Annotated in this window: 7 protein-coding genes; 6 read left to right on the top strand and 1 reads right to left on the bottom strand. The window is 42.1% G+C overall.

Annotated features, from left to right (window positions below; translation table 11 throughout):
- Genes K7G75_RS12455 through K7G75_RS12445 form a run of 3 tightly spaced genes read left to right on the top strand, consistent with a single transcriptional unit; the run spans position 1 to position 9366 of the window.
- The gene (locus K7G75_RS12455) at positions 1–3783 is read left to right on the top strand and encodes an RHS repeat domain-containing protein (RefSeq protein WP_222984570.1); all 3783 of its coding nucleotides are present in this window, start codon (positions 1–3) and stop codon (positions 3781–3783) included.
- Between the two features lie 12 nt (positions 3784–3795).
- A complete protein-coding gene (locus tag K7G75_RS12450) occupies positions 3796–9069 on the top strand; it encodes a DUF6443 domain-containing protein (protein ID WP_222984569.1) in 5274 nt (1757 codons plus the stop codon).
- Between the two features lie 3 nt (positions 9070–9072).
- A complete protein-coding gene (locus K7G75_RS12445; RefSeq protein WP_222984568.1) occupies positions 9073–9366 on the top strand; it encodes a hypothetical protein in 294 nt (97 codons plus the stop codon).
- Between the two features lie 71 nt (positions 9367–9437).
- On the opposite strand, the gene K7G75_RS12440 is transcribed toward K7G75_RS12445, so the two are convergent.
- On the bottom strand, positions 9438–9968 hold the full coding sequence (locus tag K7G75_RS12440) for an O-acetyl-ADP-ribose deacetylase (RefSeq protein WP_222984567.1): 531 nt from the start codon (positions 9966–9968) through the stop codon (positions 9438–9440).
- 343 nt (positions 9969–10311) lie between these two features.
- Here K7G75_RS12440 and K7G75_RS12435 point away from each other — a divergent pair, with 343 nt between their 5' ends.
- The 3 genes from K7G75_RS12435 (at position 10312) to K7G75_RS12425 (ending at position 16013) form a co-directional block, all read left to right on the top strand.
- Positions 10312–11403: an RHS repeat-associated core domain-containing protein gene (locus K7G75_RS12435; RefSeq protein ID WP_222984566.1), complete on the top strand. Its 1092-nt coding sequence runs from the start codon at positions 10312–10314 to the stop codon at positions 11401–11403.
- Complete coding sequence (locus K7G75_RS12430; protein ID WP_222984565.1) at positions 11403–12125, top strand: hypothetical protein; 723 nt, start codon at positions 11403–11405, stop codon at positions 12123–12125. The genes K7G75_RS12435 and K7G75_RS12430 overlap by 1 nt, the downstream gene beginning before the upstream one ends.
- Positions 12126–12461: 336 nt before the next feature.
- Positions 12462–16013 carry an RHS repeat domain-containing protein gene (locus K7G75_RS12425; protein WP_222984564.1) on the top strand — a complete coding sequence of 1184 codons (3552 nt, stop codon included), beginning with the start codon at positions 12462–12464 and terminating at the stop codon, positions 16011–16013.

Raw genomic sequence — 16013 nt, 5'->3', positions numbered from 1 at the left:
ATGAAAATAAGGAAGTTATATATCACTATACTTGGGACGATGTCAACTTTTTTGACAATCGCACAAACAAACCCTGGAAACATAGGACCTTCATCTTATGAGGTGCAATTGGTTCCTGGCAATCCAGAGGTGGCAAGCTTGGGTAAATTTGGTGACACCCCAGTCAATAAATACAATGGCACGGCCAACATAAATATTCCATTTCACACAGTAGAACTGGATGGATTGAAAATTCCTATCAACCTTCAGTATAATACTTCTGGAGTTCGGTTTAATCAAGAGGCTTCATGGGTAGGATTAGGTTGGAACCTCTCTGAAGGTATTGTTATTACAAGACAAATAAATGGTTTTGATGATTTAAGGGTTGGATCCGATACAGGAAATGAAAACCAAGGCTGGATTTATTCCGAAGACTTGTTGTCTCCAACAGGTCCTAATGACTCACAATTTAAATTGGATAGGGATGAACTTTTTCTGCTGCATACAGAATATGACCAAGACGCCCCAAGAGATTTAGAGCCTGATTTATTTACCGCACATACTCCAAATGGATCAGTAAATTTCTACCTAAGAAAAAAAGTAGTAAATGATACGGTTATTACTGCGACTACACTTGGTGAGCTTAATTTCAAAGTCGACTACTTTGTTAATAGCAAAAGATTTAAGGTGGTCGACCCTATGGGGTTTATATACCATTTTGACCAACCGGAACTGTCAACCTCTTTTATTTCTAATCCAAATACTACTGGATTGACGGAAATGGACGCTCTAAATAAAGTAACTGGACAAGCTAGGCTTCATTCTAGAGATTTGATCACTTCATGGAAAGTTTCTAGAATAGAGTCTCCTTTAAATGACCCTGTAGTCGACAATGCGGTACTTCGGTTTTATTATTCCGAGGGACTTCATATAAATTTTCCTATTTATAACGAGATTTCTGGCTTTAATTCAAATGCAGCATCATTTGACAGAATTAAAACTGTAACTACACCTCAAAAGATTTCGACTTCCCTATCCGGCAATAAAATTCTGTTTCTGGATGAAATCCAAGGCGATTTTGGTCGGTTGAAGTTTATTTTAGGAGTCAGAGAGGATGATTTTGACACTGATGCATTTTATGCACTGACCAATACTCAATGGAATCTTAGTAGTTATAATCCAAATAATTTAGAAAGTCATAGTTTACAGAGAATCAATCTTTACGATTACCACAACAATCTAATAAAAGGCGCACAATTTGAGTATTCTTATTTCAACCAGGACAAACAAAATCAAATCGATAAGGTAAGGTTTTTGCGCCTAAAATTGGATAGCTTTCAGATTCAGGACCAAAAATACATTTTCGATTATGAATGTCCCAACGAATTACCTGCCAAAGATACCAAAGGCACTGACTACTGGGGTTTTTATAATGGCATGGATAGCAACACTACAAGAATAGCGAATTTTCAACGATTCATGCTGGTGCCGCCAACGGGTAATGAAGAGTCATATGAAGCTTTTTTTAAGATGATCGGAGCGGATAAGAGCACCAATTTTCTTTTTGGACGCAAAGGAATTCTTAGTAAAGTTATATATCCTACCGGGGGGACTACGGAATTTGTATATGAACCCAACAAGACAACTTTAAAGAAAAACTATTACACCCCAACTTTTAACTCCGGAGGAGGTTTAAAATCATCTGGTTTAAGGAGTTCCAAATCATATAATTTCCCTTACCAGCTTTTAAAAATGGCTGATGATTCCACGTATTCTTTTGAAGAATCTGCCTATGTTAATTGTAGTATTAACACTATATCTATTAATGCTTCACAAAATGGCACGACTTTTCAAGTGGTGGACACAGATCTTTGTGATAACAGTGAATATGTAGATAATCAAGGAAATGTGTTGAATATTGAGGTTACTGCAACTTTTGGTTGTGCCCCAAATTGTGATAACATTACCCCTGTTGGGCAAGCAATCTGGATTGTTAATACCGCTACTGGTGAAAACGCTATTAACCCTATAGATTTTAGTTCATACAGTTCAAGCAACTTAACCAGAAAGTATTCACTTCCAATAGGCAATTACAAACTGTATAGTACAACATGGCAGAGTCCATCAGGGACCCAAGCAGTTTATGCATCTGCTTATGCGACTGTTTGGACTGGTAATGCAATTGATCCGCCATCAGATGTATATGAAGAATTTGAAGTGGGTGGTGCAAGATTGGCAAAGATCATTAATAAAGACGTTAATGGTGTTATTCTGGAAACTAAAGAGTATTACTATGACATGACCTTTCCCGATGGTGGTAAAAAGTCTAGTGGAGTGCTCATGGACGATTTGATTTTTTGGTCTCCAACAAGTAGTCTTTTCGAATATTCACCTGATACCGCAATCACATTTAACAGTCAAGATTTTTCCATGTACTTAAGTTCAGAAAATAAACTAAGAACTGTGAACGCTGCATCTGGAAGCCATATCGGATATTCAAAAGTCACGGAGACATTCTTGGATGGAACTGGTGCCTCCAATGGTTATAAGGTGAGTACTTATGTAAACCGACCTAACGATTATATTAAAAGAGATGTAGGGTTATCTCATGTTCTTTTAGGACTGTCTAGTGGAGGCTGCAATCCAACTATCCCTGGAGGCTATGTAGAGGCAGAAGACTTTGAAACATGCTATGACCACTATGATGTTGGTTATGGGGAGGTATATATTTTGGGAAAGCTTCCAAATACGAACTCTCATATCAACGGCAGCGTCATAACGGATTCCATTTATTCCAGAACTGGAGAGTTAAAGCAATCAATATTTTACGAGTACAACGAATATGATAGAGGACAAGAGCCATTCTTTAATATGCCTATAATGTCTTGGTTTAAATCAGGTTTTCTTGTTCCCGATCCATACGAAATAATAAGCGCGGACGAAATAAAGCAGGGAAGCATTCAACGTCTGAAGAGTTCAATGGTCAGAACCTATTTCCCTAATGGTATAGAGGAGAATTATACAGAATATTTTTATGAAAAGTCTGTACATAGACAACTCACAAAAAAGGTAATGCGAAATAGTAAAGGCAAGATTCTTACCAGTCATCTCTACTATCCACATGATGTACAGAGCGAAGCCAACATGCCAGATCTTCTCGCTCAAAATCGAACGCGTGCAACTATAAGATCAGAACAATTCTTGGCAGATGCGGATGAATCCAATGAAATCAAACTATTCAGTCAATACACTGCTTATAGTATGCAAACAGCAATGGGTAATATTCCCATGCCAAGCAGTCAAATAAGTCATAAAGGAATCGAGGATAGCCAGACCAATCCTACCGAATTGCGTTTGCTTTATGAAAAATATGATGGTAATGGAAACCTAATACAATACAGAAAGGCTGACGGTGCCCCTGTTTCATTGATTTGGGGATATAATGGGATGTACCCTATAGCGCAATTAGAAAATGTTGAATATGATAATATTCCCAATTTGGGCAGTATAATTGCAAACTCTAACAATGATAATGATCATACTATAGGCAGCAACGGTCAAGAGGGCCTGCTTAGGGGTTCGCTGGATGGTCTGCGTACCAACCCCAATCTATCGCACGCAATGATAACAACATATACCTATGATCCATTGATAGGGGTTACAAGCATTACTGACCCCAGAGGTTATACCATCTACTACCACTACGATGCTAACAACCGTTTAAAAGAAGTGCGGGACGAACAAAATAATCTGATCACAGATTATGACTATCAGTATTTGGATATCAGTGTCACGCAAAATTAATCCCAAATCACCATGAAAAAACAACTTTTACTTACAACATTCACTGTTCTTTTATGTCTGGCAGGAAATGCACAGGGTAGCGGACAGATAAAATGGTATGAAGACAAGGATGGTGATGGTTGGGGAACAGGCAATTTTCAATATGCCAGTTATCCGTCAGGGGTGTATAGAGCAATCAAATCAGGGGATTGTGACGATAACGCCTTTGATGGCAATTTGAGCAATCCTGACCATATTGAACTATGTGATGGAAAGGACAACAATTGTGATGGTATTATTGATAATGCTGTAAACCCAAATCCACAACAGTTCAACCTCTCAGGACCTTCTGAGGTCTGTTCAAATTCTTCCGGAACGGTCACCTTATCAGATTCCCAGTATGGAGTCTCTTATCGTCTTTATAGGAACAATTCCACTTTCGGTTCTGTAATATCGGGAACAGGTTCCTCCATATCTTGGTCAGGAGCGATACCAGGTACCTACAAGGTAATTGCAACACATGGTGATGTTTGTGGAACAAAACCTTCTATAGAGATGAACAACCAGTGGACTATTGCTGTTCGGACGGTTAATGATGTAACAATAAGTGCCAATGTAAGTGACATAAATAATGTTTGTCCAAATACAACGGTTACCTTATATACAAGTGGCATCAATTCAAGTTGGGGAGCGCAATCAAGAGAAGTATTTATGGCAGCTGGCAGTACCCAAACGATAACAGTAAGTGCTCAAAATGGTTGCAATATTTGGCAAGATGCCTCAATTACCTTAACAGCCGGCTACCCTCTTGGCAATGCTTCCATTACTTCTGGAGTAGTGGAACGGTGTATCGGGACCGGACAATCCAACTATACGGCAAATGCAAGCAACGCTACCGATTATGAATGGAGTATTTCTCCATCAAATGCTGGAACAATATCAACGTCAACCGGAACAGTGGATTGGAATGCATCTTTTGTTGGAACCGCAACTGTTGCTGTGCTGGCCACTAATGATTGCGGGGGTGCTTCTTCAGCTTCCCGTCAGGTGACAGTAAATAATTTAACCACCTTTTACAGGGATGAGGATCGTGATGGCTATTCCGCGGGAGAGGTTGTTGCATGTCAGAATCCCGATCCAGTAATATGGGTCACTTCGGTTATTGGCCCTGGGGATTGTGATGACTCCCTGGCCACTGGCATGCAAATAAATCCTGGAACTGTATGGTATTTGGATGCAGATGGTGACGGCTATTCTGGTTCAAGTATACAACAATGTGAAAAGCCTAGCACCGATTATGTTTTATCTGTTACAGGTACTGGAGATTGTAATGATGATCCAACCACCGGATTCAACATCAATCCAGAAACTTGGTGGTATTTTGATCCCGATGGGGACGGGCATTATACCTCCAGCCAACAACGGTGCACAAGTCCAGGAAATGGTTATGTAATGAACGCACAGAGTTTTGGTGACTGTGATAACAACACAGTATACAATCCAGAGAATGACTGTGGTACGTTTACGAATTGCACCCCTAACTTTACCGTCAACATATCTGGAGATAATTATGTATATGTCCGTTCTTATCAAGAGCCAAAGACAGCAGCTTTTCCTGATTATTTTGTATCGAATGACACCCTGATACAACAAATTACCTACTTTGATGGTCTGGGGCGACCGATACAGCAGATAGGTATGGAACAATCTCCGGCATACAATGATGTTGTGACCCATACGGAGTATGATGATTTTGGTCGTTTGGAGAAGGAGCACCTTCCCTATGCCAGTTCGGAGGGCACCATAGGTAGTTATAAAATAAATGCCCTTTCAGATATAATTTTGTGGTACAATACCTCAACCTATGAAAATACTGCGAATCCCTTTTCCCAAAAAGAACTCGAAGCCTCCCCATTGAACCGGGTACTCAAACAGGCGGCACCAGGCAACGATTGGGCCCTGGGCCAAGGACATGAAATCCAGTTTGAATACCAGACCAATGCAGTGGACGATGATGTACGCCAGTTTGAGGTCACGACCAATTTTGCCAACAATACCTACACACCATCGTTGACGGAAGACAGTGCTGGTTTGGAATATACCGAGGGTGAACTGTACAAGACCATCACCTACGATGAAAACCATACCTCTGGAAAAAACCACAGCACCGAGGAATTCACCGATAAGCAAGGTAGGGTAGTGCTCAAACGCACCTATGCCGATGTTGGGGCACAGACCGAAGTGCGCCACGACACCTATTACGTCTATGACGATTATGGAAACCTTAGCTATGTGCTGCCCCCTAAAATGGAGGCCACCACAGCGACCTTATCCAACTTGAACGCTAATCTTGCAGCGTTGGGGTACCAATACGTGTACGACCACCGCAACCGCTTGGTAGAAAAGAAACTACCAGGTAAGGAAAGGGAGTACATTGTTTACAACAACCTCGACCAGCCCATTTTAACCCAGGATGCTAACCAAAGGGATAAGGATACTAACTCCGATGAATGGCTGTTTACCAAATATGACTCTTACGGCAGGGTCGCCTATACCGGTATTGCGACCACCGCGGAGGGCATTTTGCGTACCGATGTTCAGGATGAGGTCAATGGATTTGCTGGAATCCTTTGGGTAACTTCCCAGGAAACGGACCAAAACAGCGCGTTCAGCGAATCTGTTTCTATTTTTTATGACAATACCGCTTACCCGAACAACATTCTTCCAGGAAGATTGGTTGACTTGGCAGAAGTGTTGACTATAAACTATTACGACAATTATGATTTCAATCCCACTTCGGCAACGGGCATAACCTCTTTTGGTGTGAGCAATACAACACGCACAAAAGGGCTCGCTACCGGAAGTCGTGTGAAAGTATTGGGAACAACCGACTGGATTACCGCAACCACCTATTACGATGAGAAAGGAAGGCCCATCTATACCCGCAGCGAAAATGACTACTTGGGCACCACGGACATCGTGGAAACCGAATTGGACTTTGTGGGAAAACCATTGAGGGTGCGTATCGAGCACACCCGCAATGGTGCCACTGTGGCCACTTTGGAAAACTTTACCTACGACCACGTGGGCCGCTTGTTAACGCAGACCCAATGCATCGGGAACGAAGCCTTGGGGTATAACTGCGAGCCGGTCACAGTACAGAACAACTTGGAACTTTTGGCGGCCACCTATTCCAGTTCCCAAACAGCCACGAACAGAATCGAGGTCAAGGCAACGAACAATCCCGTGACCCTGAGTGGTACCCTCACCCTTAGGGTGGATGCCAACGCCGGGGGAAGCGGCGGAGCCGAAGAGCTCATCGTCTTTAACCAGTACGACGAACTGGGCCAGTTGGTACAGAAAAAAGTGGGTGGCACACCCGGTACCGACTATGCGGGTACCCAAGGACTGCAGACCGTGGACTATGCATATAACGTGAGGGGATGGCTCAAAGCCATAAATAACGATGCCAATGCAGACAACGACCTGTTCAATTTTGGAATCAATTACAACACCGTTGCCCATGGAGGCACACCCCTGTTCAATGGCAATATCAGCGAGACCGAATGGGAAACGGCCAACGACAACACCCAACGTTGGTACAGCTACGCCTATGATGCGCTGAACCGTATCACCATGGGTATTGGCAATGATGGTAAGTTCAATTTAGGAGGCATCGCAGACCCTGTCACCTATGACAAGAACGGCAATATTGAAAACTTGCTTAGGATGGGGCATGTGGTACCAAGTCCAGACCTGGCGACCACTTCCCATTTTAATATAATGGATGACCTAACATACATGTATAATGGAAACCAGTTGACCCAGGTCAGGGATGACGGCAACGACACCTATGGTTTTAAGGACAGTGCGGTGGACGACACGGATTATACCTATGACGCCAACGGCAACATGACCCGGGACGACAATAAGGGAATTACAAGCATTAGCTATAATCATCTGAATCTTCCTACAACAATTGTGACAGGTTCTGGTACTATTTCATATATTTACGATGCCACGGGTGCCAAGTTGCAAAAGTCGGTATCCGGGGGAGGTTCTGTGACAGACTATGCGGGCAACCATGTGTACCAAGGCGGCACCTTGCAGTTCTTTAACCAACCGGAGGGGTACGTTACGCCAGACGGTATGGGCGGCTATGACTACGTGTACCAGTACAAGGACCATTTGGGCAATGTACGGTTGAGCTATGTGGACAATAACGGCACCTTGGAAATTGTGGAGGAAAACAACTACTACCCTTTCGGCCTTAAGCACAAAGGGTACAACCAGGGCGGATCCACACTGGGCAACGATGTGGCACAGAAGTGGAAGTATAATGGGGTGGAGCTGGACGAAACAACAGGGTTGTATGAGATGGATTTTAGGCAGTGTGATGCTGCGTTGGGTAGATTTACTTCAATGGATCCAGTTGTTCATTTTGAGTATTCTACCTATTCAGGTTTTGACAATAACCCTGTTTTTTGGACTGATCCAAGTGGAGCTGATGCGGAATCTTTCGTTTTAGATTTGTTCAGAAGGTCATCAAATAATGAAAAATGGACAAACAATAGCGACGGAACTTTTTCTAGTAACAAGGGTCAGTCTGCTGATTGTGATGAATGCAAAAATCATTACTTGGACCTTAAATCGGGGAGGGTTGAATTGATAGATGGAAGTCAAGATTTAACCAGACAGGGAAAAATTTGGGTAGGTGGTGCCGATGCTACTGTGGGTGATATTGAAGATATGTTATCAGCAATGGGCTTTACCTATACAAGAGATGGGGGTATAGTTGCTGAAACAACGGAAGCCTATAACGCATTTGTTCGCAACCACAATGCAGAAGTCACAATGCTAACCAAGAATCTATTCGTTTCCTATGGCATGGTTTTTGTTGGTAACATTTTCTTTCCTGTAAGAGCCCCAGTAGGTGGAGCAAGAGCTCCTTTTTCTTCGGGAATTGCAGGTGCCGCCGGAACTGGCTCAAAATGGGTTACAGTAGGAAGATGGATGTCTGCGGACGAATTAGCGGTAATGAGAGAAACGGGACGTATGGTTGAAGGTGCTGGCGGGCAAACTTTTGTTTCCGTAGGGGGAAGTACTTCTTTTACCGCAGCTAGAGCAGGTTCTGTATATGTAGAGTTCCAAGTTCCCGCCACAAGTTTATTACAAGGAGGTAGGGCGAATTGGTTCAAGATAATAGGGCCTAACGCAAGCAAGGCAATGCAAAGTTCATTACAAAAACAAGGAGGAGCTATGCTCCCTGAAGTAAAAAATATAACAAAGGTTCTTGCAACCAAATAGATTATGGATGTATTAAAAAATATTGATTGGTTTAAAAAGAGTGTTGCACCGCTTTTGAAGAGCTATGAAGTAAAATATAAATCTTTCGAGAAAGAAGGCGATTTAGGTTCTCTTGTCCAAGCTGAATTTAATTCTGAAAGAATAGATGGTACAGTTGATTTTTGGAGTTTGGGTTGGATAGGAATACATGTATGGGATAATAGTAATCAGAAAGAATTGCTAAACATATTGCATGCACCAGATGAAAAAGAAGAACTGGAAAGTTCTTTTAAAAAACTGGAAAGTCTGATTTTATGATGGAAAGATAGATTTCTTCCCTATTCTCTGAGTTGAAATATTCCAAAGAAGTAGTTCAAATATTTAATATGCTACTTCTTTGGATTTAATGATTCCATTATCTTTTTATAGATAGCATAATTTTCATTATCAAAACAAATAAACGTGAGCTCGTCTATTTTGCCTGGCGTTTTCATTAACTCCCTTACTACTTTTATGGCTATTTGTGCAGCTTTTTCCTTCGGAAAGCCAAATATGCCAGTACTAATATTGGGAAATGCAATAGTCTTTAAACCATATTTTAAAGCTAATCTAAGACTATTGACGTATGATAATCGAAGAAGTTCTTCCTCGTTACTTTTGCCATCATTCCATTTGGGCCCTACGGTATGTATCACATATTTACAAGGTAGATTACCCCCCGAGGTTATAACAGCTTCTCCTATTTTACACCCTCCCTGTTTGTCCCGTATTTGTTCACATTCTTTTAAAATTGCATTGCCCCCTGCACGATGTATGGCACCGTCAACCCCACCTCCCCCAAGCAAGGAAGTATTAGCTGCATTTACAATGGCATCCACATTTAATTTGGTAATATCACCTTTTTTTAGTTCGATATTCATTTGTTCCTAGTCAGCAATTTCCAAGTCAAAAATAATAAGTAAAGATTAAGAGTAATGTAACGAATTGTTTTTTCCACACTCCCGTCAGTTTACTTTGACAGGCTCAGTACAGGAGCAACTAGTGGTTAAGATACATTACAACAGCAACCCTTTTCCGGTTGCTGTTTTTTCACCCACCCATACCGCTCCCCCCTTTTAAAGCTGGTTAAGCGGACGAGCTGCATTGAAAGTTTTTGCGGTTTTGGTTATTTCCGTTATTTTTTCAAAACAATGTTCTTTGAAAGTGCCCAAGCAGTGTTCCTTGGGGTTCCAGAATATGCTGTAAGTTGTTGGTTTTCAAATTGTGGAGGAGAACAACTACTACCCTTTCGGCCTTAAGCACAAAGGGTACAACCAAGGCACTTCACCGCTGGGCAACGATGTGGCGCAGAAGTGGAAGTATAATGGGGTGGAACTCGATGAGACAACAGGGTTGTATGAGATGCCGTTGAGAGGATATGATCCGGCAATAGGCAGGTTTAACAGAGTGGACCCAGTTGTCCATTATTCTCTATCGACCTATCAAGGGTTTGATAATAATCCTGTGTTCTGGGCTGATCCGAGTGGTGCAAATAGCGTTACCAACTTACTTGGTCGAAATTATGGAGCCGATGGCTTGACGAATGACCAATGGTTGGATTTATCCCGCGGTGGTGGAGGTGTCAGTTCCAGTGCCGCAAAAAATGTGGCCAAAGGAAATATGGCTGACTTGAGTAGAGTTGGACAGATGGAGGCCGATGCGGCAGCTAATCCTATATCGGTTGGGACTGTTGAACCTGGTGAAGGGGATTTTATCACTCCCTTTACTACTCATATGTTGTTTGCCCAAGCAGCGGCAGCAGGTGTAACTAGCAAGCAAGAGGCAGGTTTAGCTTTTGAAAGAGCTGCTTTGGACTTTTTTCTTCTTTTTTCAAATCAAAACAAAACATTTGAATCAAAACGAAGAAAAGCATTAACTGGCGGAAAATTTGGAGCCGTAAAGCCAGACGCAGTTACTTCGACAAAGGTGGTAACATTGTTTGGTACTACTGTCCTTCCAAACAGTTTTTTTCATGAGGTGAAAGCCGTCAGTGGTACTATTTCTCTAAAATCTGGTTCTTCGGATTATCAAGTATTAGGACTAATTGACGCAGCTGCTAATTCAACCCCTGGTGGGAAACAAGGTCGGGCAATAGTGAACTTTTATACTACTGCCAACACAATTATAGATCCCAGCGTTGTGGCATATGCTACTAGATTAAATGTCACTGTGAGACAATCTATTGCTTTTCAAATGTCAAATGGAAATTTGTATTTTTCACCTGCAGTAACGCTATCTCCTAATATACCTAGACAAAAGGTTCATGCTCCAATTGGTATGCCAGGTCCTAGTAGTGTTCCTCTAAGATTTGATTAATGAAGAAAATAAAAATATTATATTGTTTATTTGTTAGTTTATTATTTTTCTCTATGTCAGCACAAAATCAAAAGGTGATGCGAAAGATATCTAGAATTGAGGCTGAAGAGATTTTAAATAAAATGTCATATCGGGAAGATACTGATCAACAGTTAAGTAGAGAGGTAGAGAAGTATTACATTTTAGAAGATAAAACATTCCTAGTTATTTACGATTTTGTAGATGAAGCAGTACTCTTTCCGTCTAAAGAATTTTTTTTGGATTTCATGAGTTCAGATATTGGTAAGAGCCGTTATCTATCTGATATTGAAGAGTTAATTTCAAATAAGGAAACACTTATTAATGAACTTGCCAAAAAGACTAATCTCAAAATCTCATGTAGTGATAGAATACAAAAATTACAATTGTTAGACTCACATTTAAAAAGACTTGCTCATGACGATATTTTAGATCTTAGCCCCCAAATATTTGCATATCTTTTTTCAACAATTTACAATGAGATAGACGGTGAGGGGTGGGAATATCGTAGAATAGATGAGCATTTACACGAGATTATTATGATAGATAAGAATGGGAAAATGTACCCAAATTTTTATGATAAATTCTGGGAATTAATATATGATGGTTCAAAAGATTTGAGTTTATATCTCATAGCCAAAGTCACGATATATCCATCTGATTTTAAATTGAATTCTTATAAAGATATAGATATCCCAGATTGATTTAGCAACTCCTGAATCTCTTGGTTATGAACCAGTGGTATAACATAGATTACAACAGCAACCCTTTTCCGGTTGCTGTTTTTTCACCCACCCATACCGCTCCCCCTTTTTAAAGCTGGTTAAGCGGACGAGCTGCATTGAAAGTTTTTGCGGTTTTGGTTATTTCCGTTATTTTTTCAAAACAATGTTCTTTGAAAGTGCCCAAGCAGTGTTCCTTGGGGTTCCAGAATATGCTGTAAGTTGTTGGTTTTCAAATCGTGGAGGAGAACAACTACTACCCTTTCGGCCTAAAGCACAAAGGGTACAACCAAGGCGGTGCAACCTCACTCGGAAACGATGTCGCGCAGAAGTGGAAGCACCTATTCCTTAGCGGACTTTGCCGATACCACAAGCGATCCATCAATAGTAGGAGAAGCTTATGGTACGCTGGGATGGTATTACAGCGAACAAAATAATAATGGATTCTATCTAGGTAATGATTATCAGGACATCACAGATCATCCATTCTCGCGTACCATTTATAGCACATTGAACCCAGGAAGTGTCCTTAAATCCATTGGAGGTAATAAAGTTGACACTAGTGGAGACGGTTCTATCGGTCCTGGAGATCTATGGCCGCAAGCCTACAGTTTTACTATGCCGGCAGGCCAAGAACTTTCACAGATCATGGCTTTTGGATCATCAACCTACAACAATCTAAAAATATCCAAAACGATAACTCGGGATGTTCATGGAACTGAAAATGTAGTCTTTGTGGATACCGATGGAAAGGTGCTTGCGAGTGCTAGAAGTGGAAACGAACAAAATCCAAATCAGCAAAAATATAGTGTAACCCTTTCTATTGGCGAACAGGCATATGTTGATATTCATATCCCAAAAGGATGTAGCGGTGTCACACTATCGGAAGGGCCAAGTTCTGGCTTCTATCGAATAGATGTGTATGATTTGGTTGCCGATACTAAAATCTTCCAATCATTGTCCACTTTACAGAGTGGCTTTTACAGAATAGCTGTAGGTGCCAGAGCTTATGATGGTTCCGAGCCCTATTTGGTAACTCATGATGTGAATTATTATGACTACAGCCTTAACGAATACGATGAGGCCGATCGTCTGGTGAAATCCTATCAGCCCATAGGGACCACCAAAGCAACAAAGCCCTTTACAGAGTACATATACAACGCTCTGGGGCAATTGGTGCATACCATTAGTCCCGACAAAGGTGAAGCTTGGTTCAAATATCGTGAGGATGGACAGATTCGCTTCTCGCAGAACAGTAAACAGAGAGACCCCAATGAAGACAGCAACTTTGCGGATGCCGAATTCTCATATACCGAATACGATGACTTTGGCAGACCTATTGAAAGTGGGGTGTTGGTAAGCACTGGTTTTGATGCCGCGGATCCGGATGGAATATTGCCTATCGGCACTAAAAAAGAACAACAGTTCACCACCTATGACTTTGCGGACGATGCGGCCATGGCCACTGCCTTGGGGTCACGGGCAGCCCAGTACCCTTCCCAAAGCTTTGTGTCGGGGAACGTGGCACAGACCCATAATGATATCAGCGAAACCTGGTACAGTTATGACGTTTACGGTAGGGTAAAATGGTTGGTACAGAATATTCAGGGACTTGGGGCAAAGACCATAGATTATGAATACGACCCCCTAACCGGTCTGGTGACCCGAGTGATCTTCCAAAAGGGGGTTACGGGAGAACAGTTCATCCACCGCTATGGGTATGACAGCAAAGATCGTTTGATCAAAGTGGAAACCTCCACCGATGATGCGGCCTACGAATTGCACGCGGAATACTACTATTACGAAACCGGAGGGCTCAAAAGGGTGCAGCTAGCTGCTGGTGCACAAGGTGTGGATTATGTCTACAATTTGGCCGGACAGTTGAAGAGTATCAACCATCCAGCCTTGAACATGGCCAATGATCCCGGCAGTGATGGCAACGACCTTTTTGGCATGCAGGTAGATTACCACAACAACGATTTTGCTAGACCGTTGACCAATATTGGCCATTCCACCTATGGTGTGGACCAATACAACGGAAACATCAAAGGGATACGCTGGAACAGTGGCCATCCCTATATTGGGGAGAGCGAGTACGTGTACAGCTATGACCGTAACAATTGGCTTACGGCGGCGAATTTTGACCCAAGCAGTTCCGCTGTGGGAACCGGGGGAATTCTGGATATCGACAGCAGCAGTGCAACCTTTACCTCGGGCCAATCCGGATTATTGGAAGCCACACAGCGCTTTACGCTTACCCCAAGCTTTCATGCCCAAGAGGGTAGTACCGTTACAGTGCATATCAACAGTACCGGAGGGGGCAGTATCATGGAAGGCGATTACGATGTGAGCAACATCACCTACGATGCCAATGGAAACATTCAAAGCTTGGTGCGTAACAAGGGCTCACAGGATGGCAGCAATGCCATGGATGCGCTCACCTATGTATACAGCTCCGCAAAACCCAACCAATTGCAACAGGTGTTGGACACCGAAGGCGATGTGGCCAATGCAGAGGACATTGGCAACCAGACCGCTACGGATAATTACCAATATAACAGTATTGGACAGTTGACCGACAACCTATCTGAAGGAATTTTCTATATTTACAATGCCAGCGGTTTGGTCACTGAAGTAGGAAAAGATGGCCAGCCCTTGGTGAAGTTCTTTTACAATGACAGGAACCATAGGGTAAAAAAGGAAAGTTATGTCAGTGGCAGTTTGGCCAGTACCACCTATTATGTAAGGGATGCGGCCGGACAGGTCATGGCCATCTATGATGATAGAGCGGGTAGTATGGCCTTGGCCGAACAACCTGTTTACGGCGGTGGCCGTATTGGGGTGGCCTATGCCGGTTTAGGTGCAGTCGAGAACCGCTCCTATGTCTATGAATTGACAGATCATTTGGGCAATGTACGGGCCGTGTTTACCAAAAGTGGCGCCCAAAGCGGTTATGGGGATGGGTTTACGGACTACTACCCTTTTGGCATGTCCATGCCAGGTAGGAGCCTATTGGGCCCAGAAGCCTACCGTTATGCCTTCCAAGGACAGGAAAAAGATTCTGAAACCGGTAAAGAAGCCTTTGAATTACGTTTATGGGATAGCCGTATAGGACGTTGGTTGACAACAGACCCTTCCAATCAATATTATAGTCCATATCTAGGTATGGGTAATAACGCTATTAACGGATTTGAACTAAGAGGATCAGATTGGTGGCAACTAACCAAAGATGGACAATTGGTTTTAATAAAGGAAACTTCTGACCCTTTTAATATTTTCTTTGATAGTGAAGGACAGCAAATAACCAATACATTATTGCCGATGCCATATTTTGAAGCATTAGATGGGATTGGACCAGAAGACAAGTATGGCAAAATTTATGATAATTCTAGAATGCCTGAGTTTTTAGTTTTGCGATTAGCGCAAATAGATTTGATAGCTCTGGCACTTTACAATGATGATGATGTCTACAATAAAATGGTACAAAGGGCGAAAGAAACCCATTGGAAAAATCCCGAATTGTTAGCAGAAGCCCGGGCAACGGGTAACTTGGCAGAGAGAAAAGCCGGATCTGCATTCTTTGATTTTATAATTTATGCCGGATCTTTAGCAATAACTAAAAACCCATGGAGTTCAGGAGGAGCGACAGGCTTAACTATTTTTCAAAAAGGAATGATGACATATAAATTTGGTGGATTTATAGAGGCTGCTTTTAATCAAAATGATTTAGAAGGTTTACAAAAGCGTATGGGACCCCGTCTGTATGAAATGCAGCAAAGTTTTATAAACAATAATCAAGCCTCATGGAATTTTCTCAAATGGAACCTAGGTAGTACAAATGAAAAAAAACCTTGTAGATGTAATAACTAA

Source organism: Flagellimonas meishanensis (assembly GCF_019880545.1).
GTDB lineage: Bacteria > Bacteroidota > Bacteroidia > Flavobacteriales > Flavobacteriaceae > Flagellimonas > Flagellimonas meishanensis.
This window is presented reverse-complemented; position numbering and strand designations above follow the sequence as displayed.